At 71.3% G+C, this 21,708-nt stretch carries 24 protein-coding genes, 2 pseudogenes and 1 riboswitch; of the genes and pseudogenes, 18 read left to right on the top strand and 8 right to left on the bottom strand.

What is annotated here, in order from left to right; translation table 11 throughout:
* Nucleotides 1-9: 9 nt before the first annotated feature.
* The 6 genes from JIG36_RS40310 to JIG36_RS40285 are packed head-to-tail and all read left to right on the top strand — an operon-like array spanning nucleotide 10 to nucleotide 3,960.
* Nucleotides 10-927, top strand: a complete 918-nt coding sequence (locus JIG36_RS40310; RefSeq protein WP_203381742.1) for a metal ABC transporter substrate-binding protein — start codon at nucleotides 10-12, stop codon at nucleotides 925-927.
* Nucleotides 927-1,706, top strand: coding sequence for a metal ABC transporter ATP-binding protein (locus JIG36_RS40305; protein ID WP_203381741.1), 780 nt, complete (start codon nucleotides 927-929; stop codon nucleotides 1,704-1,706). Before JIG36_RS40310 ends, JIG36_RS40305 begins: the two co-directional genes overlap by 1 nt.
* Before the next feature lie 2 nt (nucleotides 1,707-1,708).
* Entirely contained in the window at nucleotides 1,709-2,587 is an 879-nt protein-coding gene (locus JIG36_RS40300; protein ID WP_203381739.1) for a metal ABC transporter permease, read from the top strand.
* Nucleotides 2,584-2,886, top strand: coding sequence for an ArsR/SmtB family transcription factor (locus tag JIG36_RS40295; RefSeq protein WP_133872604.1), 303 nt, complete (start codon nucleotides 2,584-2,586; stop codon nucleotides 2,884-2,886). The genes JIG36_RS40300 and JIG36_RS40295 overlap by 4 nt, the downstream gene beginning before the upstream one ends.
* Nucleotides 2,883-3,314 (top strand): Fur family transcriptional regulator, encoded by a 432-nt coding sequence (locus JIG36_RS40290; protein ID WP_203381737.1) that lies wholly within the window; start codon nucleotides 2,883-2,885, stop codon nucleotides 3,312-3,314. Before JIG36_RS40295 ends, JIG36_RS40290 begins: the two co-directional genes overlap by 4 nt.
* A gap of 37 nt (nucleotides 3,315-3,351) precedes the next feature.
* Nucleotides 3,352-3,960 (top strand): hypothetical protein, encoded by a 609-nt coding sequence (locus JIG36_RS40285; RefSeq protein ID WP_203381735.1) that lies wholly within the window; start codon nucleotides 3,352-3,354, stop codon nucleotides 3,958-3,960.
* Here the strand turns inward: JIG36_RS40285 and JIG36_RS40280 are convergent.
* Together JIG36_RS40280 and JIG36_RS40275 are read right to left on the bottom strand one after the other, a co-directional pair.
* Nucleotides 3,926-4,462: a DUF6328 family protein gene (locus JIG36_RS40280; protein WP_203381733.1), complete on the bottom strand. Its 537-nt coding sequence runs from the start codon at nucleotides 4,460-4,462 to the stop codon at nucleotides 3,926-3,928. The two genes, JIG36_RS40285 and JIG36_RS40280, sit on opposite strands and share 35 nt — an antisense overlap.
* A gap of 31 nt (nucleotides 4,463-4,493) precedes the next feature.
* On the bottom strand, nucleotides 4,494-5,315 hold the full coding sequence (locus JIG36_RS40275) for an alpha/beta fold hydrolase (protein WP_203381732.1): 822 nt from the start codon (nucleotides 5,313-5,315) through the stop codon (nucleotides 4,494-4,496).
* Between the two features lie 104 nt (nucleotides 5,316-5,419).
* Nucleotides 5,420-5,522, top strand: a riboswitch (TPP riboswitch).
* Nucleotides 5,523-5,588: 66 nt separating this feature from the next.
* On the opposite strand from JIG36_RS40275, the gene JIG36_RS40270 reads away from it, so the two are divergent.
* The 5 genes from JIG36_RS40270 (at nucleotide 5,589) to JIG36_RS40250 (ending at nucleotide 10,840) form a co-directional block, all read left to right on the top strand.
* Nucleotides 5,589-6,161, top strand: coding sequence for an ECF transporter S component (locus tag JIG36_RS40270; protein ID WP_203381730.1), 573 nt, complete (start codon nucleotides 5,589-5,591; stop codon nucleotides 6,159-6,161).
* A gap of 18 nt (nucleotides 6,162-6,179) precedes the next feature.
* Nucleotides 6,180-7,610, top strand: a complete 1,431-nt coding sequence (locus tag JIG36_RS40265) for an ABC transporter ATP-binding protein (RefSeq protein ID WP_203381728.1) — start codon at nucleotides 6,180-6,182, stop codon at nucleotides 7,608-7,610.
* Nucleotides 7,611-7,653: 43 nt separating this feature from the next.
* Entirely contained in the window at nucleotides 7,654-8,454 is an 801-nt protein-coding gene (locus JIG36_RS40260) for an energy-coupling factor transporter transmembrane component T family protein (RefSeq protein ID WP_203381726.1), read from the top strand.
* 158 nt (nucleotides 8,455-8,612) lie between these two features.
* On the top strand, nucleotides 8,613-10,193 hold the full coding sequence (locus JIG36_RS40255) for a sensor histidine kinase (protein ID WP_203381725.1): 1,581 nt from the start codon (nucleotides 8,613-8,615) through the stop codon (nucleotides 10,191-10,193).
* Complete coding sequence (locus JIG36_RS40250; RefSeq protein ID WP_203381724.1) at nucleotides 10,190-10,840, top strand: response regulator transcription factor; 651 nt, start codon at nucleotides 10,190-10,192, stop codon at nucleotides 10,838-10,840. The genes JIG36_RS40255 and JIG36_RS40250 overlap by 4 nt, the downstream gene beginning before the upstream one ends.
* 33 nt (nucleotides 10,841-10,873) lie before the next feature.
* Here the strand turns inward: JIG36_RS40250 and JIG36_RS40245 are convergent, their stop codons facing one another.
* Both JIG36_RS40245 and JIG36_RS40240 read right to left on the bottom strand, forming a co-directional pair.
* The gene (locus JIG36_RS40245; protein ID WP_203381723.1) at nucleotides 10,874-11,596 is read right to left on the bottom strand and encodes an ABC transporter permease; all 723 of its coding nucleotides are present in this window, start codon (nucleotides 11,594-11,596) and stop codon (nucleotides 10,874-10,876) included.
* A gap of 56 nt (nucleotides 11,597-11,652) precedes the next feature.
* Nucleotides 11,653-12,300: pseudogene (locus JIG36_RS40240) on the bottom strand (ABC transporter ATP-binding protein); the annotation flags it as partial.
* Between the two features lie 116 nt (nucleotides 12,301-12,416).
* On the opposite strand from JIG36_RS40240, the gene JIG36_RS40235 reads away from it, so the two are divergent.
* The 3 genes from JIG36_RS40235 to JIG36_RS40225 are packed head-to-tail and all read left to right on the top strand — an operon-like array spanning nucleotide 12,417 to nucleotide 15,625.
* Complete coding sequence (locus tag JIG36_RS40235; RefSeq protein ID WP_307873104.1) at nucleotides 12,417-14,171, top strand: histidinol-phosphatase; 1,755 nt, start codon at nucleotides 12,417-12,419, stop codon at nucleotides 14,169-14,171.
* Complete coding sequence (locus JIG36_RS40230) at nucleotides 14,168-14,671, top strand: hypothetical protein (RefSeq protein ID WP_203381722.1); 504 nt, start codon at nucleotides 14,168-14,170, stop codon at nucleotides 14,669-14,671. The genes JIG36_RS40235 and JIG36_RS40230 overlap by 4 nt, the downstream gene beginning before the upstream one ends.
* Before the next feature lie 21 nt (nucleotides 14,672-14,692).
* Complete coding sequence (locus tag JIG36_RS40225; protein ID WP_307873103.1) at nucleotides 14,693-15,625, top strand: methylenetetrahydrofolate reductase; 933 nt, start codon at nucleotides 14,693-14,695, stop codon at nucleotides 15,623-15,625.
* A gap of 69 nt (nucleotides 15,626-15,694) precedes the next feature.
* Here the strand turns inward: JIG36_RS40225 and JIG36_RS40220 are convergent.
* Nucleotides 15,695-16,498 (bottom strand): annotated as a pseudogene (locus tag JIG36_RS40220) (aldo/keto reductase); the annotation flags it as partial.
* A 171-nt stretch (nucleotides 16,499-16,669) separates the two neighbouring features.
* On the opposite strand from JIG36_RS40220, the gene JIG36_RS40215 reads away from it, so the two are divergent.
* The 3 genes from JIG36_RS40215 to JIG36_RS40205 all read left to right on the top strand — a co-directional run bounded on the left by JIG36_RS40215 (nucleotide 16,670) and on the right by JIG36_RS40205 (nucleotide 18,443).
* Nucleotides 16,670-17,338 (top strand): NADPH-dependent F420 reductase, encoded by a 669-nt coding sequence (locus tag JIG36_RS40215; protein ID WP_203381721.1) that lies wholly within the window; start codon nucleotides 16,670-16,672, stop codon nucleotides 17,336-17,338.
* 137 nt (nucleotides 17,339-17,475) lie between these two features.
* Nucleotides 17,476-17,769 carry an MTH1187 family thiamine-binding protein gene (locus JIG36_RS40210; protein ID WP_203381720.1) on the top strand — a complete coding sequence of 98 codons (294 nt, stop codon included), beginning with the start codon at nucleotides 17,476-17,478 and terminating at the stop codon, nucleotides 17,767-17,769.
* The gene (locus tag JIG36_RS40205; protein WP_307873102.1) at nucleotides 17,766-18,443 is read left to right on the top strand and encodes an HAD family hydrolase; all 678 of its coding nucleotides are present in this window, start codon (nucleotides 17,766-17,768) and stop codon (nucleotides 18,441-18,443) included. The genes JIG36_RS40210 and JIG36_RS40205 overlap by 4 nt, the downstream gene beginning before the upstream one ends.
* A gap of 172 nt (nucleotides 18,444-18,615) precedes the next feature.
* Here the strand turns inward: JIG36_RS40205 and JIG36_RS40200 are convergent, their stop codons facing one another.
* The 3 genes from JIG36_RS40200 to recO form a co-directional block, all read right to left on the bottom strand.
* The gene (locus JIG36_RS40200; protein WP_203381719.1) at nucleotides 18,616-19,134 is read right to left on the bottom strand and encodes a histidine phosphatase family protein; all 519 of its coding nucleotides are present in this window, start codon (nucleotides 19,132-19,134) and stop codon (nucleotides 18,616-18,618) included.
* Between the two features lie 109 nt (nucleotides 19,135-19,243).
* Nucleotides 19,244-20,026: an isoprenyl transferase gene (locus JIG36_RS40195; RefSeq protein WP_203381718.1), complete on the bottom strand. Its 783-nt coding sequence runs from the start codon at nucleotides 20,024-20,026 to the stop codon at nucleotides 19,244-19,246.
* Complete coding sequence (gene recO / locus JIG36_RS40190) at nucleotides 20,023-20,799, bottom strand: DNA repair protein RecO (protein ID WP_203381717.1); 777 nt, start codon at nucleotides 20,797-20,799, stop codon at nucleotides 20,023-20,025. The genes JIG36_RS40195 and recO overlap by 4 nt, the downstream gene beginning before the upstream one ends.
* Nucleotides 20,800-20,918: 119 nt before the next feature.
* Here recO and JIG36_RS40185 point away from each other — a divergent pair, with 119 nt between their 5' ends.
* Nucleotides 20,919-21,704, top strand: a complete 786-nt coding sequence (locus JIG36_RS40185; protein WP_203381716.1) for a DUF4097 family beta strand repeat-containing protein — start codon at nucleotides 20,919-20,921, stop codon at nucleotides 21,702-21,704.
* Nucleotides 21,705-21,708 lie beyond the last annotated feature (4 nt).

The following is a 21,708-nucleotide window of genomic DNA, read 5'->3' as shown; positions in this document are numbered from 1 at the left end:
GTGGATGGTATGCGCCGCCGTCTGTTCCCCACTCTGCTCGTTCTCGCCGCCCTCGCGGGCTGCGGTGACCAGGCCGGGTCGGCGGGCCGGACCGCGGACGGGACGTTCGAGATCGTCACGGCGTTCTACCCGCTGCAGTTCCTGAGCGAGCGGATCGGAGGCGACATGGTCAGCGTCACCAACCTCACCAAGCCGGGCGCCGAGCCGCACGACATCGAGCTCACCCCGCGCCAGGTCGGCGATGTCGCCGCGGCCGGGCTCGCGGTCTACATCAAGGGCTTCCAGCCGGCCGTCGACGAGGCGATCGACCTCGAGGCCAAGGACAAGGCGTTCGACGCCGCCTCGGCCGTGACCCTGCTGCCCGCGGGCGGCGAGGACGATCACGGCCACGAGCACGAGGAGGCGGCCGGCGGTGAGGACCCGCACGTCTGGCTCGACCCGGTGCGCCTGGCCACGATCGCCGACCAGCTCGCCGAGCGCCTGGCCCAGGCCGACCCGGGCCACGCGGCCGGTTACACCGAGCGGGCCCGGGCCCTGCACACCGAACTGACCACGCTGAACACCGAGTTCGCGGACGGGCTGAAGAACTGCCAACGCCGCGAGCTGGTCACCAGCCACACCGCCTTCGCCTATCTGGCCGCCCGCTACGACCTGCACCAGGTCGGCATCACCGGCATCTCGCCCGAGGCCGAGCCCTCGCCGCAGCGCCTCGCCGCCGTGGCCAAGGAGGCCCGCGAGACCGGCACCACCACGATCTATTTCGAGACGCTGGTGAGCCCGGCGGTGGCCGAGACCATCGCCCGCGAGGTCGGTGCCAAGACAGCTGTGCTCGACCCGCTCGAGGGGCTGGTCGACCAGACCGGCGACTACTTCTCCGTGATGCGCCAGAACCTGACCGCGCTGACAAGTGGACTGGGGTGTTCCTGATGAGCGTCGTCCAAGTGCGGCACGCCGCGGTCGGATATGAAGGCCGCGAGATCCTGCACGATGTGTCGCTGACCGTGGGCGCGGGTGAGGTGGTCGCCATCCTCGGCGCCAACGGCTCCGGCAAGTCCACCCTGATCCGGACGATCCTCGGGCTGGTCCCGCTGGGCCACGGCGCCATCGAGCTGTTCGGCACGCCGCAGCGCAAGTTCCGCGACTGGGCCCGGGTCGGTTACGTGCCGCAACGGCTCGGCGCCGGCAGCGGAGTGCCCGCCACGGTCGGCGAGGTCGTCGCGTCGGGCCGGTTGGCGCGTCGCGGCATCTTCCGCCCGTCCGGGGCTGCCGACAAGGCCGCCGTACGGGACGCTCTCACCGACGTCGGCCTCCTCGACCGCATCAACGACCCGGTCACCACGCTCTCGGGCGGCCAGCAGCAGCGCACACTGATCGCCCGTGCCCTGGCCGGCAAGCCCGATCTGCTGGTGCTCGACGAGCCCACGGCCGGGGTCGACGCGGCCAGCCAGGAGGCGTTCGCCGCCGCGCTGGGCCGGTTCGCCGAGGCCGGCGGCACGATCGTGCTGGTCGCGCACGAGCTGGGCCCGCTGCGGCCGCTGATCGACCGGGCCGTGGTGGTGCACGAGGGCCGCATCGCGCACGAGGGCCCGCCCCCGGAGCCGGCCGGTCACCACGCCGAACCCGACCACGACCATGTGCACCCGCACGCCGTGCAGGCCGCCCCCGGCATCTGCGTGGCTCCCGCCGACCGGATCGCGGCGAACTGACCATGGACCTCTTCCAGTACGACTTCATGATCCGGGCCCTGCTCGGCGCGCTGATCATCGGTCTGGCCGCGCCCGCGCTCGGCATCTATCTGGTGCAGCGCCGACTGTCGCTGATCGGCGACGGCATCGGTCACGTGGCGCTGACCGGTGTCGGCGTGGGCCTGCTGCTCAACCAGTCCCCCGTGCTCAGCGCGGTGGTCGTGGCGGCGGTCGGCGCGGTCGGGGTCGAGCTGATCCGCGAGCGTGGGCGCACCTCGGGCGACCTCGCGCTGGCCCTGCTGTTCTACGGCGGCATCGCGGGTGGCGTGGTGCTGGTCTCGCTCTCGAACGACGCCAGCAGCAACAGCCTGATGCAATACCTGTTCGGCTCGCTGATCACCACCTCCCCGCAGGACGTCACGGTGATCGCGGTGCTCGGGGCGGCCGTGCTGATCGCGATGCTGGCGTTCCGGCCGGCCCTGTTCGCGGTCTGCAACGACGAGGAGTACGCCCGGGTCAGTGGGTTGCCGGTGCGCGCGCTCAACCTGCTGATGGCGGTCACCACCGCCGTGACGGTGACGATCGCCATGCGTACGGTCGGGCTGTTGCTGGTCTCGGCGCTGATGGTCATCCCGGTCGCCGCGGCCCAACAGGTGACGCGGGGCTTCCGCAGCACGATGGCCGCGGCGATGGCGATCGGGCTGGTCGCGGCCGGCGCCGGCGTGGTCGTCTCGGCCGAGGCCGACACCCCGCCCGGCGCCACCACCGTGATCCTGGCGCTGGCCGCCTTCGTCGCGATCACGGTCGGCGCCGCGGGCCTGCGGCTGGTACGCCGCCGGGCCCAGCCGCCGCGTGAGGTGGAACCGCCCGACGTCGTTCTGCAGGAGGCCGGAGTCCGATGACGACGACGAGCGGGTACGAGGCGTACGAGTCGGCCGGTGAGCTGCTGCGGGCCCTGTCGGCGCCGATCCGGGTCGCGATCGTGGCAGAGTTGGGGGTCGGCGAGCGCTGCGTCCACGAACTGGTGGAGAAGCTCGGCGCCCCGCAACCGCTGGTGTCCCAGCATCTGCGGGTGCTGCGCGGCGCCGGGGTGGTCCGCGGGGCACGGCGTGGCCGGGAGATCGCATACTCGCTCGTGGACGATCACGTTGCGCATATAGTCGCCGACGCGGTCAGTCACGCGAGGGAGGTTCGATCATGAGCGCCGACCAGAACGTCGCGCAGCGCAACACCAAGCAGCGTTCGGCCGTGAGCGCGGTGCTGTCCGAGGCCGAGGGCTTCTACAGCGCTCAGGAACTGCACGCCCGGCTGCGGGAACGCGGCGAGCGGGTGGGCCTGACCACGGTCTACCGCACGTTGCAGGGCCTGGCCGACGCCGGCGAGATCGACGTGATGCGCCCGCCCGGCGGCGAGCATCTTTACCGCCGCTGCAGCCAGGGCCACCACCATCACCTGGTGTGCCGGGAGTGCGGGCGCGCGGTCGAGGTCGAGGGCCCCGCGGTCGAGTCGTGGGCCGAGAAGGTGGCCAGCCGGCACGGCTACGTCAACGTGTCCCACACGATGGAGATCTTCGGCACCTGCCCGGACTGCGCTACCAACCCGTCCAACCACCCCGGCCACCGCCCCTGAAGCTGACTAAAGACTCAATTGCTGGGACGCTGAGCCGGTGAAGCCCTACGCCGACCGGCTGCCCACCGCCGTACGCCAGCTCCTCACCGACATCGTCGTGGTTCTCTGGATCTATCTGTGGGTCCGGGTCGCGATGTGGGTCAACGACATGGTCGAGAAACTCGGAGTCCCCGGCGCCAAGCTGGAGAGCGCGGGCGGTGGCATCGCCGACAACCTGACCGACGCCGGCAACAAGGTCGGTGGCGTGCCGCTGGTCGGTGACCAGCTGGTCAAGCCGTTCACCGGGGCGGCCGACGCGGCCCGGTCGCTGGCCGAGGCGGGCCGTCAGCAGCAGGAGGTCGTCGACACCGCGGCGATCATCGTGGCTCTCGTGGCGGTGGCCGTTCCGATGGCTCTCGTGCTCTTCCTCTGGCTCCCGCTGCGGTTGCGGTGGATGCGCCGGGCCGCGGTGGCTTCCGCCGTACGGGACCAGCCCGCCGGACGCGACCTGCTGGCTCTCCGCGCGCTCTCCTCGCAGCCGCTGAACAAGCTGGCCAAGCTCGGCCCCGACATCGCCCAGTCGTGGCGCAACGGCGACGCGTCGGCCGTGGACGCGCTGGCCGAGCTGGAGCTCAGGCGTCTCGGTCTAAAGTCGGCCCGTCGCTGACCTTCTCGTCCTCCTCCTCGGCTTCCTCGTCGATCCAGTTGCGCCGGAACCACGGGATGGCCGCCCAAAACGTCAGGAAGAAGGCGGCCGCGATGCCGGTGAAGACGAAGGCGATCCACCGGGTGAGGATGAAGTCGGTGACCAGCAGGACACAGGAGACCATCGAGACCAGAAGGAAGGCGAGGCCGCCGGTCGCCATGCGGTGGGCGTAACGCACCAGTTCGGGTTTGCGGCCCTGCCGGAACAACGCCCGGTGGAACGCGACGGGCGCGATGATCATGGCGGTGGCGGCCGCGGCGGCGAGCAGCGCCACCACGTACGTATCCTTCTGGAACTGGGTGACCTGCGGGAAACCGCTGCTGAAGGGCAGGGTCAGCAGGAACGCGAAGAGGATCTGGATGCCGGTCTGGGCGACCCGCAACTCCTGCAGCAGATCGGCGAAGTTCCGGTCCCAGCGCTGTTTTTCGGTCTCGTGCTTGATGCGCGCCTTCTCAGCCACCATGACGCGGCGGTATCCCCTGATTAAACAGAAATCAAACTAGGCCGATACGAGCGAGGGCCGCGTCGGCCAGCGCGGCCGGCGCCTGCTCGGGCACCCAGTGGCTGATCCCCCGCATCGCCACCAGCTGATAGTCGGCGTCGCCCCAGTCGCGGGTGCGCAGCGCGGCGGTCAGCCCGACCACGCCGTCGCGGTCGCTCCACACATAGGTCGTGGGCACGCGGATGATGCCGGGGCTGTCGGGTGAACCGCCGGTGGTCGCCCGGTACCAGTTGAGGCCCGCGGTGAGCCGGCCCGGCTCGGTCTGCATCGACTCGACGTACTTGTCGCCCGTGGCCCCGATCGGCTGGAACATGGCCCGCAGCGCGGCAGCGTCACGGGCCAGCAGGAACCGCTCGGCGATCCGCGACTGGAACAGCTTGAAGTACGCCATCCGGGCCCGCTGCGACGCCCGTACGCGCAGAGCCAGCCCCAGCGCCTTGGGGTGCGGCACCGAGACGGCGGTCAGCGTGCGGACCCGCTCGGGGTAGCCGGAGGCCAGCCACCAGCCCACGACCGCTCCCCAGTCGTGGCCGATCACGTGCGCGGACTCGATGCCGAGCGCGTCGAGCACGGCCACGGCGTCGGCGGTCGGCTCGGACATGCGGTAGGCCCCGACGTCGGCCGGGCGGGCGCCGGGTGAGGTGCCGCGCTGGTCGATGGCGTACGTGCGCAGGCCTTTCTCGTGCAGCTGCGGCGCGAGCCGGTCGAACTCGCGGTGGTCCTGGGGGAAGCCGTGCAGCAGGAGCACGGGATCGCCGTCGGACGGCCCACCCTCGTACACGTCGAAGGTCAGTCCGCGCGCCTTGATCTCCATGTGATCACTCCCTCGCTGTCGCCTGACCGTGACCAGTGTTAGCGTCATCGAAACACACCGCGAGGTTTGTTCACGACGGTTGCCGGACCGGCCGCGGGTGAACCTCGTTCCGACAGGGGAGCGCACAGCGCTGAGAGTGCGGGCGACCGCAGACCCTCGTACCTGATCTGGGTAATGCCAGCGCAGGAAGTTCGGTCTTCTCCAGCCGCGCCGTGCCCGGGATCCGCCCGGACATGGCGTGCGTCTCCTCCCGGTACTCACTGGGAGGTTCGTATGAACAACCGTTGGCGGACGATCGACATCGTCATAGCCTCGATCGTCGCCGTGGCCTTCGGCGTCATCTTCTGGGCGTGGGGCCTGCTCTACAACGGGCCGGCCGACGCCATCCCGCTGCCCGGCCGGGCCCTGCTCTATGGGGTGTGGCTGGTGCCGGCCGTGCTCGGCGCGCTCATCGTGCGCAAACCGGGCGCCGCCTTCTACACGCTGTCGCTGGCCGCGCTCGTCTCGGTGGCGATCGGCACCAGCTGGGGTTGGACGATCGCCGTGCAGGGCCCGCTCGAGGCGCTCGGCGCGGAACTGATCTTCGCGATCTTCGCGTACAAGGTGTACCGCCTGCCCGTGGCGCTGCTGGCGGGCGCGACGGCCGGCCTGGTCGCCGCGGTCTACGACGTCTTCGTCTGGTACCCGGACACGGCGTGGGGCTCCTTCCGCATCCCGTACGTCCTCATCACCGCCGCCTCGGCCCTGGTGATCGCCGGCCTGGGCAGTGTTCTGCTGACCCGTGCGCTGGCGCAGACCGGTGTGCTGGACCGGTTCCCGGCGGGTCGCTCGCGGGCGCTCGTCTGATTTGGTGACATTCGAAGCATGAGTGAGGTCGTCCTCCGCGGATTCGGCTGGCGGCACGCGGGCCGCCGGGCCTGGGCCGTCCGCGACGTCGACCTGCACATCGCGCACGGCGAGCGGGTGCTCCTGCTGGGTCCGTCCGGGGCCGGCAAGAGCACCCTGCTGGCGGCGCTGGCCGGGCTGCTGCCGGAGGATTCGGGCGAGGCCGAGGGCACGATCGAGATCGACGGCCTCGACCCCCGCAAGGCCCGCGATCGGGCCGGCATCGTCTTCCAAGACCCGCAGACCCAGCTGGTGATGGCCCGCAGCGGCGACGACGTGGCGTTCGGGCTGGAGAACCGCGGGGTGCCGCCGGCCCAGATCTGGCCGCGGGTCAGCGACGCGCTCGACCGGGTCGGCTTCCCCTACCCGATCACCCGTTCCACGGCGGCGCTGTCAGGTGGGGAGGCGCAGCGGCTCGCGCTGGCCGGGGTGCTGGCGTTGCGGCCCGGGGTGCTGCTGCTCGACGAGCCGACGGCCAACCTCGATCCGGCCGGGGCCACCCTCGTACGGGAATCGGTCTCGGGCCTCACCGACACCACCATGATCCTGGTCGAGCACCGGGTGGCCGAGGCGTTGCCGCTGGTCGAGAGGGTGGTGGTGCTGGAACCGGGCGGCGGCATCCGGGCCGACGGCACACCCGAGATGGTGTTCGCGGCGTACGGCGACCGGCTCGCCGACGAGGGTGTGTGGGTGCCGGGCTTCACGATCCCGCCGCTCAAGTCGGCCACGGCGGCCACCCCTGATCTCGTACGGGCGGAAGCGGTCTCGGTCCTGAATCGGCTCGCGCCGGTGACACTCGGGGTGGGCGCGGGTGAGGTGCTGGCGGTGACCGGGCCGAACGGGGCCGGCAAGTCGACGCTGGCGCTGATTATCGGTGGCCTGCTCGCACCGTCGGCGGGCCGGGTGCGCGGCTTCGGCGACGCCAAGCCCCCGCACAAGTGGCGCGCGGCCACGCTGACCGGCCGGATCGGTTCGGTCTTCCAGAACCCGGAACACCAGTTCGTCACGTCCCGCGTCGCCGACGAGCTGGCGGTGGGGCCCCGTCGCCTGGGCCGCTCCCCCACGGCGGTCGCGACCACGGTGTCGGACCTGCTGGAGCGTCTGCGCCTGACCAAACTGGCCAATGCCAACCCGTACACGCTCTCGGGCGGTGAGGCCCGTCGCCTCAGCGTGGCGACCGCCCTGGCCACCGCGCCGCGGCTGCTGGTGCTCGACGAGCCGACGTTCGGGCAGGACCGCCGGACCTGGATCGAACTGGTCACGCTGCTGGCCACCCTGCGCGACGACGGCCACGGCATCATGGCGGTCACCCACGACGACGACTTCGTGCAGACCCTGGCCGACCGTACGTTCCCGCTGGGCACGGCCCCCTTCCAAGACCCGCTCCCGCACCGGCGGCCGCGGCCATGACCCTTGCCTTCCGAGACCCGCTCCCTGACCGGCGGCCGCGGCCATGACCCTTGCCTTTCAGCCGGTCGCCGACCCGGCGGCGCCGCTGGCCCGCCGCAACCCGGTCGCGAAGCTCGCCGCGGCCCTGCTCTTCTCGTTGCCGCTGATCGCCACCCTCGACCCGCTCACCCCGGCGATCGCGCTCGCCATCGAGCTGGCCCTGGTGCCGCTGTTCGGTCTGCGCTACGCGACGCTGGCCCGGCGGGCCTGGCCCGTGCTGGTCGCCTCGCTCGGCCTGCTGGTCACGATGGTGCTGTTCTCGGCCAACCGCAGCGGAACCCTGCTGCTCGACCTGGGCCCGTTCGACGTCACCACCGGCGTGCTGATGTCGGCCCTGGGCCTGATCCTGCGCCTGTTCGCCGTGGCCGTCCCGGGCGTGCTGGTCTTCGCCACCACCGACCCCACCGACCTGGCCGACGCCCTGGTGCAGAACGCGAAGGCCCCGGCCCGTTTCGCGATCGGCGCGCTGGCCGCGTTCCGCCTGCTGCCGCTGCTGGGAGCCGAGTGGCAGATGCTCACCCTGGCCCGCCGCGCCCGGGGCGTAGACGCGGGCCGCAACCCGGTGGCGGCGTTGCGCCTGTTCGTCTCGACCGCGTTCGCCCTGCTGGTCGGCGCCCTCCGCCGGGGCGGCCGCCTGGCGGTGGCGATGGACGCGCGCGGCTTCGACTCGGGCATCCCCCGCACGTACGCCCGCCGCCAGTCCTTCCAGCGAGCCGACGCGGCCCTGGTCGCCGGGGCGGTGCTGCTCTCCGCCCTGGCCCTGACCGTGACGATCACGCTGGGCCTGTTCCGCCCGATCATCTGACGGAGCAGCCACCGCCTCCCCCGCCCACCCAGGGAAAATCGGGGCTGACGCTACCGCTTGTCAAGCCCACGCGGGGGCTTGTCCACAGGCTCAGGCGTTGTCCACAGACCTGACTTTCGTCGGTAGTGGGACTGGTCGCCCGTGGCTAGCCTGACTCGATGCGCGGACGGCGGGAATGGTGGGCCGACGGGCTGCTCGGGGCGGTGCTCATCGCGCCGGTGGCGACCCACCAGGTGATGAGCGGCAGCGTGCCGGGGATTCTGGCGGCGCTCGCGGCGGCGGCCGTCATGGTGCTCACGGCCCGGCGGTGGCCGGTGGTGGGCTGGCTCGTGGTGGTGGCGGGCACGCTGGTCGACGGGAACTTCGTCTTCGCGTTGCCGGTCGTGAGCTATCTGGTCGGGCTGCGCACCGAGAAGCTGGGGGCCGTGGCCGCGGCCTTCGGGGCGATCGCGGTGGGTGGCACGGTGCTCAACTTCGCCGTGTTCGGCACGGGGCAGGCCGAGTGGTTCTTCCTGGCCATGGCCTGGCTGGTGCTCGGCGTCTTCCCCTGGCTGGCGGGACGCTACCGGGCCCAGCACGCCCGTCTGGTCTCTGCGGGGTGGGAGCGGGCGGCCCGGCTCGAGTACGAGCGCCGGATGGTCGAGCGGGAGGCCCGGCTGCGGGAACGGGCCCGCATCGCGCAGGAGATGCACGACTCGCTCGGGCACGAGCTGAGCCTGATCGCGCTGTCGGCCGGGGCGCTGGAGACGACGCCCGCGGTGCCGGAGAAGCAGCGCGCGGCGGCGGGGCGGATCCGAGAGTCGGCGGCCACCGCGACCGACCAGCTGCGCGAGATCATCGGGGTGCTGCGGGAAGAGGGCGAAGAGGCCCCGACGACGCAGGACGACATCGGCACATTGGTCGCCCGGTCGCGCGACGCCGGCCTGCCGATCACGCTGGAGACCGGGGGCGACCTGCCCCGCAAGGTGCGGGAGACGGCGTTCCAGGTGGTGCGCGAAGGACTGACGAACGCGAGTCGGCACGCGCCGGGAGCCGCGGTCACGGTCACCCTGCGCGACGACGGCGATCGGTCGCACATCGCGGTTGTCAACGGGGCCGCCGACGAAGCGGTCGCCAACAGCCGGGCTGGCGGAGCGGTTACCAACGGGCCGACCGGCGGAGGGGTCGCCAACAGCCGGGCTGGCGGAGCGGTTACCAACGGGCCGACCGACGGAGGGGTCGCCAACAGCCGGGCTGACGGAGCGGTTGTCAACAAGGCCGTCGACGGAGCGGAGGCGACCGGGAGGACGGGTGGCCTCGGGATCGTCGGGCTGCGGGAACGCGTACGGATAAATGGCGGGAAGCTGACCGCCGAGCCCACCCCGGACGGGGGTTTCCGCCTGGTCGCGGAGATTCCGCGAGGTGCCGCGCCGGCGCCGGTGACGGGTGAGACCGAGATGCGGCGGCGAACACGGAGGAGCCTCGCGGCGGCCGTGCTGACACCGGCTGTGCTGGTGGCCGTGACCGCGCTCGGTTACTACCCGTTTGCGGTGGCCGGGTCGGTGCTCGAGGAGGCCGCGTTCGAGCGGCTGACGGCCGGCACGCCGCGCGCCGACCTGACCCTCCCGCGACGGCAGGCGCCGGGCGACAAACCCGAAGGCTGCGAGCTGTACACCGACGGCAACTTTCCGATGGCCGACGCCGCGTACCGTCTGTGCTTCACCGACGGCCGCCTGAGCAGCAAGGAACGACTGCATTGAGCGTACGGGTCCTGATCGCGGACGACGAGGCGATGATCCGGGCCGGGATCCGCGCGATCCTCGACAACGACGACGGCATCGAGGTCGTGGCCGAGGCGGCGGACGGGGCGGAGGCGGTCGATCTCGTGCGGCGGCACCGGCCCGCGGTCGTGCTGCTCGACATCCGCATGCCGCGCCGGGACGGGCTGTCGGCCGCGGCCGAGATACGCCGCGTGATGCCGGAGACCGGGGTGCTGATGCTGACCACGTTCGGTGAGGACGAGTACATCGTCAAGGCCATCGCGGCCGGCGCGGCCGGGTTCCTGCTCAAGTCGAGCGACCCGCGCGAGCTGACCGCGGCGATCCGGGCGGTCGCGGCGGGCGCGGCCTACCTGTCGCCGCGGGTCGCGCACCGGGTCATCACCGAGCTGGCCGGGCCGCGTCTCGGCACGGGCGCGCAGGCCCGGTCGCGGGTGGAAGCCCTCACCGACCGGGAGCGCGAGGTGCTGGCCCTGGTCGGCGAGGGACTGTCCAATGCGGAGATCGGGCGGCGGCTCTTCCTGGTCGAGGGCACCGTGAAGGCGTACGTGAGCAGCCTGTTGAGCCGTCTCGGCGTGCGCAACCGCGTGCAGGCGGCGATCGTCGCCTACGAGGCCGGCCTGGTCTAGCGCCCTGTTCCCGGCCGGAGTGAAGGTGAGACGCTAGGCGTCCTTCTTCATCAGCAGCATCCGACCAGCCACCGCGGCCGCGACCGCCCAGGCCGTGAGGATCAGAAGCCCCACGACGGAGCCGTCCCGCAGGAAGTGGTCTCCCGCCACGCCGGGCATGGCGTCGGCGATCCCGTTGAGCACGGCGATGTCGGGCACTTGAAGCAGCGGTGGCACCGCGACGACCAGCATGAGCAGGACGACCAGCGTGACCACCGGCCCGCGGAACGCCGCACCGAGACCGACCGCCAGCACGCCGAGCAACGCCAGGTAGAGCCCGATCTTCGCGGCGGTCGTCAGATCGAGCCCGCCGCCGGAATCCATCAACGACGTGGCCACGGCGGCGCCGGCCACCCCGGCCACCACGCCCGTGACGAACGTGACCGCCGCGACCACCGCGCACTTGGCGAGCAGCAGCCGGCCCCGCGACGGGATCCAGCTCAGCGTGGCCCGGATCGTCCCGGTCGAGAACTCGCTGGTCATCACCAGCATGGCCAGTGCCAGGAACGCCAGCTGCGCGAAACCGAGCGCCATGACCGCGACCGTCCCGGCCGTGGCCGTCCCCTGATCGTCCAGGTCACCGTTGTTGGCGTAGAGCGCGTACTGCCCCGACCCCGCCGCCATCAGCACCAGCGCGGCGACGAGCGCCCACCAGACCGTACGGGTGGTCCAGAGCTTGATCCATTCGGCGCCGATCGCGGCCCGCAGCAGAGTCATCGGAGCGTGGTCCCCTCGGTGAGCTGGTAATAGGCGTCCTCGAGCGAGGCGTGCCCGGCGACGATCTCGTCGAGCGGCGCGTCCGCGATCAGCCGCCCGCGCCCGATGACGATCAGGTGGTCGGCGGTCACCTGCATCTCGCTCAGCAGGTGACTGGAGACGAACACCGTGCGTCCCTCGGCGGCCAGACCGCGCATCAGCCCGCGGATCCAGCGCACGCCGTCCGGGTCGAGCCCGTTCACCGGCTCGTCGAGGATGACCACCGGCGGGTCGCCCAGCAGCGCGCCCGCGATCCCGAGCCGCTGCCCCATGCCCATCGAATAACTCCCGGACCGTTTCCGCGCTGCCCCGGTCAGACCCACCGCCTCGAGCACCTCGTCCACGCGACGCGCCGGGATCCCGTTGCTGCGGGCCATGGCGAGCAGGTGGTTGCGGCCGGTGCGGCCCGGGTGCACGGCCTTGGCCTCGAGCAGAGACCCAACCTTCAAGAGCGGTTTCCCGTACGAGCAATAAGGCCGTCCATTGAGGAGGGCCCGCCCCGAGGTGGGCCGGTCGAGGCCGAGGATCATCCGCATGGTGGTCGACTTGCCGGCGCCGTTGGGCCCGAGGAAGCCGGTGACCCGCCCGGGACGGATCTCCAGATCGAGCCCGTCGACGGCGGTCACCGGGCCGAATCTCTTCGTGAGTTTCTCCAGCGTTATCAGCACGATCAGTGACGCTAGGAGACCACGCAGCGCTCACACCCGACCCGAACGGCAGCCGCCCGTACTGACGAAAGTAAGGCCCGGTACATGCACTGTTGATCTATCACGACGAATGTGTGCCCGAGTACGCATGCATCCATCTGTGGGAGATCACCGATATGGGTCACGGTCACGACCACCATCACGACCACGCGCACGAGTCCGCCGGCGGCGACGTTCCCGCGGCGCTCGACATGAGCATCCCGGACAGCGAACTGTCACCGTCCGACGTCTCGCGTCGTGGCTTCCTGCGGGGCGCCGGCCTGCTGGGCGCCGGCGCGGCCGCCTCCGTGCTGGCCACCCCGACCGCCGCGCAGGCCGCGGGTCTGCCGCACAGCCACGGCCCGGCCGGTGGCGGCACCGAGAAGGGCGGGTTCACCTGGCTCGCGGGTGACCACCACATCCACACCCAGTACAGCTCGGACGCCCAGTACCGGGTGATCGACCAGGCCCGGCACGGCCGCGCGTTCGGGCTCGACTGGGTCGTCATCACCGACCACGGCAGCGTCGCGCACGCGAAGATCGGCGTCGAGAAGGTGAACCCGGACATCCGGGCCACCCGCGAGGAGCTCCGGGACCTGCTGACGTTCCAGGGTCTGGAGTGGAACATCCCGGCCGCCGAGCACGCGACCGTGTTCGTGGCGCCGAGCAAGCACGAGGTCGAGGTTCTGAAGCAGTTCGAGAACAACTACGACGGCAACCTGCTGCCCCCGACCAACACCCCCGAGCAGAACGAGGCCGCCGCGATCGCCGGCATCAAGTTCCTCGGCTCCCAGGTGCGGGCCCGCAAGGTCGAGGCCGCGTTGTTCCTGGCCAACCACCCGGCCCGCCGCGGCATCGACTCGCCGCACGAGATCCGCAACTGGCGCGACGCCGACCCGTCGGTCGCCGTCGGCTTCGAGGGCGCGCCCGGCCACCAGGCCGCCGGCATCCCCGCGCCGAACGGCCGGGGCGGCGCCCGTGGCTACTACGACAACAACCCGTCGGCGGCGTCGTTCCCGGGGTACCCGCTGGAGAGCTACCGCACCTGGGGCGGCTTCGACTGGATGACCTCCACCGTCGGCGGCCTCTGGGACAGCCTGCTCGCCGAGGGCAAGGCCTGGTGGATCACGGTCAACTCGGACTCGCACGTCAACTATCTGGACCAGTCGGACCGGGGCCCCGGCAGCGACTTCGACGCCAACGGCAAGTACAACGACCCGGTCTACACCGGCAAGACGCTGACCACGGCCGGCGACTTCTGGCCCGGTTTCTACGGGCGTACGAACGTGGGCGCCACCTCGTGGGGCTACAAGCAGGTCATGGACGGCCTGCGTGCCGGCCGCGTCTGGGTCGACCACGGCCGCCTGATCAAGAACCTGGACGCCCGGGTCCGGGTCGCCGGCGACCGCCGCGGCGCGACCGGCACCCCGCTCGGCGGCGTGCTGCACGTCAAACGCGGCACCTCGACCGAGATCACCCTCGACATCGACCTGCAGGACGTGCCGAACTGGGCCCAGTTCGTCCCGGTGCTCAAGCGGGTCGACGTCATCGTGGGCACGGTGACCGGCCCGGTCGCCGACAAGGACGCCTTCACCGCCCCGAACACCAAGGTGGTCAAGTCGTTCGAGATCTCCTCGTCGTCCAAGCGCATCTCGCTGACCTACTCGTTCGGCCGCCTCGACAAGCCGTTCTACGTACGCGTCCGGGGCACCGACGGCAACCGCACCCAGCCCGGCCTGATGGGAGCGGCGGTCGACCCGGTGGGCCCGAAGCTGGACGTGGTGGGCGACGCCGACCCGTGGGGTGACCTGTGGTTCTACACCAACCCGATCTGGGTCCTCCCCAAGTGAGTTTGTACCGCCCGGTTTCTCGGAGTCTCGCGGCGACCGGGGTCAGCCTCGGTCACCGCGAGGTCTCCGAGGCCGACCACTGGATCCTCTCGCTCGACCCGGCGCCGGCCCTGGCCTGTACGCATCTGGTGCAGGCGCCGTTCCCGCACGTCGCGGTCAGCGTGGTCTCGTCGTCCTCGTTCGAGACCACGGACGAGCTGCGGGCCGGTGCCGAGGCAGCCGCTTCCGGCAAGTTCGGTCGCGCCGTGATCTTCGCGGGCTCGGCGGAACTGACCGGCCGGCGGACCGTCGCCGAGATCGTCTCGTCGACGGCGATCGACCGGGTCGAGGTGCTCGGCTCGGGCGTGGCCGACGACGACGCGGTGGTGGACACCCGCGATTTCGTACGGCCTCAGTACCGTTCCGGCGACCTCGTTCTGGTGACGATGCCGGCCGCCGGCGGGGTGCTCGTGCCGTTCGAAACGCGGGAACCCACCCCCTGCTGCGCCGACCACGCGTGACCGGTTCTCTACGCTGGGCCCGTGTCACGTAACTCGTTGCAGTCGAAACTCGCCGAAGCTCAGGGCGGGGTGATGCTCTTCAGCATCACCCCGCCCCGTCGCGCCACCGCCCCCGAGCGGGTCAAGGAGATAGCCGAGATCACGGTCGGCCGCCTGGCCGGTCTCGACCTCGACGGCCTGATCCTCTACGACATCGACGACGAGTCGGACCGCAATCCCGAGGAACGCCCGTTCCCCTACCTGCCGACGCTCGACCCCGCGTCGTTCCACACCGACCACCTCGGCGACTGGGACAAGCCGGTGGTCATCTACCGCTGCGTCGGCAAGTACGCCGAGCCCGACCTGCGCGCCTGGCTGGCCTCCTCGGCCGGCTCGGACGACATCCTGACCGTGCTGGTCGGTTCCTCCTCGGGCACCAAGCCGGTGCGGACGTCGCTGCGCCGGGCCCAGCAACTGCACCGCGAGGCCAGCCCCGCCCTCCCGCTGGGCGCCGTCGTGATCAGCGAACGCCACGCCCGCCACGGCGACGAGCACCTGCGCATGCTGACCAAGCAGGAACGCGGTTGCGGCTTCTTCATCTCCCAGGTCGTCTACGACCTCAACGAGACGAAGAACCTGGTCTCCGACTACTTCTACGCCTGCCGCGACGCCGGCATCACCCCGCGCCCGGTCATCTTCACCCTGTCCCTGTGCGGTTCCCCCAAGACGCTGGAGTTCCTGGACTGGCTGGGCGTCGAGGTCCCACCGTGGCTGGCCACCGAGCTGCGCGAGTCATCCGACCCACTCGAGACGTCCCGCCGCGAGTGCCTGTCCATCGCCCGCGACCTGAGGGCGTTCTGCACCCGCCTGGGCATGCCGTTCGGCTTCAACGTCGAAAGCGTCTCCATCCGCAAGGCCGAGATCGAGGCCAGCACCGAACTGGCCCGAGAGATCACCACCCTGCTCCGCTCCTGACCGTCCCGGCTCGGCGTCGCGATGCGGCGCCGAGCTCCGTGGCGCTCGGGCCGGCTGGGCCAGCTCCTTCACTTCCTGATCGGACAGGCGGATCGCACCGGCGGCGATGTTCTGCTCCAGGTGGCGTTCGTCGCCGGTGCCGGGGATGGCCAGCACGTTGTCGCCCTGGTGCAGCGTCCAGGCCAGACGGACCTGGTGCGGGGTGACGCCGTGGGTGGCGGCCACCCGGGCCACAACCCCGTCCACGGCGGAACCGGCGCCGTCCTCACGGTTCGGGCCGGCGATCGCGAAGAACGGGACGAAGGCGATACCGCGCGAGGCCAGGGCGGCCGGCATGTCGGCGTCGCGGCGCAGGTCGAGGGCGAAACTGTTCTGGACGCAGGCGACCGGGGCGATCGTGGCCGCCTCGTCGACCTGCTCCAGGGTGGCGTTGGAGATGCCCAGGTGACGGATCAGGCCTTCTTCCCGCATTGCGGCCAGGGCCGCGAAACGGACGGCGACCGAACCCTCGCGACGGGTCAGGCGCAGGTTCACCAGGTCGAGGCGGTCCACACCCAGACGGCGCAGGTTCTCCTCGACCTGGGCCCGCAGGCGCGCGGGGGTGTCGGCGGTCTCGAACTCGCCCGACGGCAGGATGCCGGGGCCCACCTTCGTGGCGATGAACAGCCCGGGTGCGTACGGGGAAAGGGCTTCTCGGATCAGTTCGGTGGCATACCTCGCCGGGCCGGCGCCGCGGTCGAGGATGCCGCCGGGCGAGACGTAGAAGGCGGCGGTGTCGATGTGGTTCACGCCCAGCTCGACGGCGCGCCTCAAGACCCTTACGGCCACCGTACGGTCGGGGTTCGGGGTCAGGCGCATCGAGCCGAAGCCCATGCGGTTGACGGAATGGTCGCCGAGGGTCCAGGTGCCGGCCGCGTCTGCTGTGATCACTGCGGGAACGCTAACCGCGAGCGGGCCCGGCCGCAGCCCCGCGCGTGATCTGCGAGACAGGCCCCGGGTTGTCAATCACGGAATTCGGGTCGGCGGTGCCGGGTTGTCGCGGTCATGACGACGATCGGATTCATCGGTAGCGGGAACATCGGCGGCACGGTGGCGCGGCTCGCGGTCGCGGCCGGTTACGACGTGGTGATCAGCAATTCCCGTGGTCCGGAAACCCTCAAGGAGTTCGCCGAGGAGCTGGGGCCGAAGGCGCGCGCGGCGACGGCCTCCGAAGCCGCCGCGGCCGGCGACATCGTGGTGGTGAGCGTGCCGTTCAAGGCGTTCGCGCAGCTGCCGGTGGCCGAGCTGGCGGGCAAGGTCGTGCTCGACACGAACAACTACTACCCGCAGCGCGACGGGGCGTTCGAGGCGCTGCAGTCCGGTGAGCTCACCAGCGCGCAGCTCGAGCAGCAGACCCTCGGGACGGCCCACGTGGTCAAGGTCTTCAACAACATCTGGTCGGGTCATCTCGGCGCGCTGACCCGTCCCGCCGGTGCCGCCGACCGGTCGGCCCTGCCGATCGCCGGGGACGACGCGGCGGCCAAGCAGACGGCGACCGAGTTTCTCGACACGATCGGTTACGACACGGTCGACACCGGGTCGCTGGCCGACAGCTGGCGGCAGGAGCCGGGCACTCCCGTCTACGGGCCGCCCTACGGCGCCTATGGCGAGCTGCCGGGCACGCCGGCGAGCGCCGAGAAGATCCGCGAGGCCCTGGCGGCGGCTTCGCGGTGATGGAGCGCGATCCCTTTTCGCGTACGGGAAAGGGCTTGATCTGAGCTCCCACCAGCGGAAACAGATTGTGAGAGCGCTCTCAGACAAGTTATCCACAGGGTTGCCTCACCCGGGGTGACGCCTGGGACGATGGTCCGGTGCTGGTTGCTTTCTCTGTGACGCCCCTCGGGGTGGGCGACTCCGTCGGCGATCTGGTCGCCGAGGCGGTGCGGGTGGTGCGTGCCTCCGGACTGCCCCACCGCACCGACGCGATGTTCACCACCGTCGAGGGCGAGTGGGATGAAGTGATGGCCGTCGTGAAGCAGGCCGTCGACGCGGTGGCGGCCAAGGCGCCGCGGGTCAGCGTCTCCCTCAAGGCCGACGTGCGCCCCGGGGTCACCGACGCGCTCACGGCCAAGGTGGAACACATCGAACGGGCGCTGCGCGAGTGAGACGCCTGGTGATGTGGGACGTCGACTACACCCTGCTGCGCGGCGGCGGGGTGGCGTCGACGGCTTGGCGGGCGGCGTTCTGCGAGCTGACCGGGTTGATCTGGCGCGAGACGCCGGTCTTCGGCGGCCGCACCGACATGGACATCTGCGCCGAGGTCTTCGCGACCCACGGCGTCACCGACTGCACACCCGAGCGGTTCTTCCTGCGCTATGTGGCCGAGGTGCGGCGCACTCAGCATCTGTTCGCCGAGCAGGGTTCGCTGATGCCCGGCGTCCGCGACGTGGTGGCCCGCCTGGGCGGCCATCCGGGCGTGGTGCAGACGCTGGTGACCGGCAACGTGCCCGAGGTGGCGGCGGCCAAGGTGGCGGCGTTCGACCTGGGTGGCGCGTTCGACGCCGAGGTGGGCGGCTACGGCACCGACGACCACGTGCGGGCGACCCTGGTCAAGCGCAGCCTGGAGCGGGCCGAGGCGAAATACGGCGAACGGTTCCAGGCCGTCGTCATCGGCGACACGGTCCACGACGTGACGGCGGCCCTGGCCAACGGGGCCTACGCGGTGGCGGTGGCGACCGGCTCGACCAAGATGGCCGAGCTGGTGCTGGCGGGCGCCCACGCGGTGCTGCCCGATCTGTCCGACGTGGAGGCGACGGTCCGCATCCTCACCGAGTCCTGACCCACCCACCCGCCGCCACGCCGGGAGCGGCAACCCTCACCCGGCCACGCCGGGAGCGGCAGCCCACCCGCCGCCACGCCGGGAGCGGCAACCCTCACCCGGCCACGCCGGGAGCGGCAGCCCACCCGCCGCCACGCCGGGAGCGGCAACCCTCACGCGGCTGCGCCGGGTTTCAGGGGAGGCTAAGCTCGGGCGGGAAACCCGTCCAGCGCAACTCGGGTGGCAGGTGGGTGAGGTCGTTGAAGACGAGCGGCGCCGCGCCCGGGCGGCCCGGGCGCCACTGCAGGACGGTGACGCCGGTGTTGCAGGAGTTCAGGCCGATCCAGCGTGCGGGCGGAGTCTCGAGGGCGGCTCGCAGGAACCACCCGACCTGGAAGTTGTGCGTGATGCACAGCTCGTCGGCCGGCGGGTTGGCGAAGCGGGCGACCATCGCGTCGGCGGCCGCCGGGTCTTCGGACGGGTCGGAGTCGGTCAGCTCTTCGGCCGCCACCACCGGCACACCGCCGGGGAGGGCGGCGGCGACGATCGCGGCCGTCTCAGCGGCTCGGGCCAGCGGGCTGTGGCTGATCCGCGTGATCCCGGCGTCGGCGAGCCGCGCACCCAGCAGCTCGGCCTGACGCCGCCCGGCCGCGGTCAGCCCCGACTCGTCGATCGAGGCCTCGGCGTGCCGCGCCAGCCAGAGCCGATTCATCGTGCGCCTCCCCGCTCAGGTTCGGGATCGCGTCGCGTCACGTCGGGCTCACGGGGTTGGGGATCGCGCCGCCTCACGTCGGGCTCACGGGGTTCGGCATCGCGTCGCGTCACGTCGGGCTCACGGGGTTGGGGATCGCGCCGCCGAAACGGCGGTCGCGACTCGCGTAGAGCTCGCACGCGTACCACAGGTGACGGCGGTCGAAGTCGGGCCAGAGGGTGTCGAGGAAGACCATTTCGGCGTACGCGGACTGCCAGAGCAGGAAGTTCGACGTGCGCTGCTCGCCCGAGGGCCGCAGGAACAGGTCGACCTCGGGAACCTCGGGGTGATAGAGGTATTTCGCGATCGTCTTCTCGTTGACCCGCCCCGGATCGAGCTTGCCGGCAGCGACGTCGCGGGCGATCGCGGCCGTGGCGTCGGCGATCTCGGCCTGGCCGCCGTAGTTCACGCAGAACTGCAGCGTCAGGGTCTTGTTCTTCTTGGACATCTCCTGCGCGGTCTCGAGCTCGGAGATGACGCTCTTCCACAGCCGGCCCCGGCGGCCCGACCACACCACGCGCACGCCCAGGTCGACCAGCTGGTCACGCCGCCGGCGGATGACGTCGCGGTTGAAGCCCATCAGGAACCGCACCTCTTCGGGCGAACGCTTCCAGTTCTCGGTCGAGAAGGCGTACGCGGAAAGGTAGGGAATCCCCAGCTCGATCGCGCCCTCGATGGTGTCGAACAGCGAGTATTCGCCCTGCTCGTGGCCCTTGGTGCGGGACAGGCCGCGCTCCTTGGCCCAGCGGCCGTTGCCGTCCATCACCAGCGCCACGTGCTTGGGCAGCGCGGCCCGGGGCAGCTCGGGCGGGGTGGCGCCGGAGAGATGAGGGGTGGGCGGACGCGGCGTCATGGGTTCTCCCGTCGATCGACCAGCGGCAGCGAGCGCAACGCCCGCTCCATGTGCCATTGCAGGTGGGCGGCGACCAGGCCGCTGCATTCCCGGCGCACCGGCGTCTCGGTGGCGTCGGCCGTCTCCCAGTCGCCGGAGGTCAGCGCCTGCATCAGGCCGAGCGTGGCCGGACTGGGGTGGGCCGCGCCGGGCGGGCGGCAGTCAGGGCAGACCGCGCCCCCGGCCGGAACCGAGAAGGCGGCGTGTTGCCCGGGGGTGCCGCAGACGGCGCACTCGGCGATGGCGGGCGCCCAGCCGGCGACCGACATGGCCCGCAGCAGATAGGCGTCGAGGACCAGGCTGCTGGCGTGTTCGCCGACCGAGAGCGCCTTCATCGCGCCCAGGGTGAGCTGGAACAACCGCAGCGACGGCTCGCGCTCGACCGGGGTAAGCCGCTCGGCGGTCTCGGCGATCGCGCTGGCCGCCGTGTAACGCGGGTAGTCCCCCAGGAACTGTTTGCCATAGAGCGCGACCGCCTCGACCTGGCTCACCGAGTGCAGCGAGCTGCCCACGCCCTCGGGCGAGCCGGCGAGCTGCAGGTCGATGTGACCGAACGGCTCCAGCCGGGCGCCGAAACGCGAGGTGGTGCGGCGTACGCCCCGGGCCACCGCCCGCAGACGGCCGTGGCGCCGGGTGAGCAGGGTGATGATGCGGTCGCTCTCACCGAGCTTCTGCACGCGCAGCACCACCGCGTCGTCGCGGTAGAGGTGGCGGCGGTATCCGGCTGCGGGCACCCCGCCATTCTGCCCCTTCGGCGCGGGCGACCCTGACCCGGATCTCAGGGTCATCTCCGGGGCCGGTCAGTGACAGGACCGATGGTGCCCGGGTGGTAACGGGTCATAGCGTCGTCACCATGACCACGACACTCGCCCGGCGCGCCGGAGTTCTCGCCCTCATCGCCGCGACGGCGGCCACGACCCTGACCGGGTGTGCCGGGGTGGTCGGGGCCAGGCTGACCTTCGACGACACCGAGAAGACCAAGATCACCGACATCAAGCTCGACGGTGGTTCCGGCGACGTCATGATCCGTACGGACGCGGTCTCCGAGACCAGCATCAAGCGGATCGTGCGGGGCAGCGACAACCCGGGTGAGTCGTACCGCCTCGACGGCAGCACGCTGCTCATCGACACGTCGTGCGGGCACAACTGCTCGGTGTCGTACGAAATCGTCGCCCCGGCCGGGGTGAAGGTGGGCGGCGAGCTCCGGTCGGGCGACCTCACGCTCGACTCGATGGGCGACACCGACCTCAAGCTGACCTCGGGTGACGTCAACGTGGTCGACCCGGCCGGCACGGTCAAGGTGCGGGCCACGTCGGGCGACATGCGGGTGGTGAACGCGAAGAAGGCGGTCGAGATCCGGTCGACGTCGGGTGACATCAACGTGATCGACGCGGCCGGCCCGCTGACCCTGAAGGTCACCTCGGGCGACATCACCGCGGCGCTGAGCGCGGCGACGTCGGTGACCGCCGAGACGACCAGCGGCGACGTCCAGGTGCGGGCGCCCCAGGGCAACTACAAGATCACCACGCACACGGGCTCGGGTGACGCCGGCGTGCAGGGCCTGGTCAACGACCCCACCTCCAAGAACGTGCTGAACCTGCGCACCGCCAGTGGGGACGCGCTCATCTTCGCGGCATGATCGG

The sequence above is a fragment of the Paractinoplanes ovalisporus genome, from assembly GCF_016834655.1.
Lineage (GTDB): Bacteria > Actinomycetota > Actinomycetes > Mycobacteriales > Micromonosporaceae > Actinoplanes > Actinoplanes ovalisporus.
The sequence above is the reverse complement of the archived record's forward strand: the minus strand, read 5'-3'. Positions and strand labels throughout refer to the sequence as shown.

Bases quoted from the DNA above. Each gene is read 5' to 3' on its own strand.
- JIG36_RS40290 (WP_203381737.1), top strand. From the start codon at position 2,883: ATGAGCGCCGACCAGAACGTCGCGCAGCGCAACACCAAGCAGCGTTCG.
- JIG36_RS40185 (WP_203381716.1), top strand. From the start codon at position 20,919: ATGACCACGACACTCGCCCGGCGCGCCGGAGTTCTCGCCCTCATCGCC.
- JIG36_RS40275 (WP_203381732.1), bottom strand. From the start codon at position 5,315: ATGGAGATCAAGGCGCGCGGACTGACCTTCGACGTGTACGAGGGTGGG.
- JIG36_RS40260 (WP_203381726.1), top strand. From the start codon at position 7,654: ATGACCCTTGCCTTTCAGCCGGTCGCCGACCCGGCGGCGCCGCTGGCC.
- JIG36_RS40245 (WP_203381723.1), bottom strand. From the start codon at position 11,596: ATGACTCTGCTGCGGGCCGCGATCGGCGCCGAATGGATCAAGCTCTGG.
- JIG36_RS40310 (WP_203381742.1), top strand. From the start codon at position 10: ATGCGCCGCCGTCTGTTCCCCACTCTGCTCGTTCTCGCCGCCCTCGCG.
- JIG36_RS40280 (WP_203381733.1), bottom strand. From the start codon at position 4,462: ATGGTGGCTGAGAAGGCGCGCATCAAGCACGAGACCGAAAAACAGCGC.
- JIG36_RS40300 (WP_203381739.1), top strand. From the start codon at position 1,709: ATGGACCTCTTCCAGTACGACTTCATGATCCGGGCCCTGCTCGGCGCG.
- JIG36_RS40305 (WP_203381741.1), top strand. From the start codon at position 927: ATGAGCGTCGTCCAAGTGCGGCACGCCGCGGTCGGATATGAAGGCCGC.
- JIG36_RS40295 (WP_133872604.1), top strand. From the start codon at position 2,584: ATGACGACGACGAGCGGGTACGAGGCGTACGAGTCGGCCGGTGAGCTG.
- JIG36_RS40195 (WP_203381718.1), bottom strand. From the start codon at position 20,026: ATGACGCCGCGTCCGCCCACCCCTCATCTCTCCGGCGCCACCCCGCCC.
- JIG36_RS40255 (WP_203381725.1), top strand. From the start codon at position 8,613: ATGCGCGGACGGCGGGAATGGTGGGCCGACGGGCTGCTCGGGGCGGTG.
- JIG36_RS40265 (WP_203381728.1), top strand. From the start codon at position 6,180: ATGAGTGAGGTCGTCCTCCGCGGATTCGGCTGGCGGCACGCGGGCCGC.
- JIG36_RS40270 (WP_203381730.1), top strand. From the start codon at position 5,589: ATGAACAACCGTTGGCGGACGATCGACATCGTCATAGCCTCGATCGTC.
- JIG36_RS40215 (WP_203381721.1), top strand. From the start codon at position 16,670: ATGACGACGATCGGATTCATCGGTAGCGGGAACATCGGCGGCACGGTG.
- JIG36_RS40200 (WP_203381719.1), bottom strand. From the start codon at position 19,134: ATGAATCGGCTCTGGCTGGCGCGGCACGCCGAGGCCTCGATCGACGAG.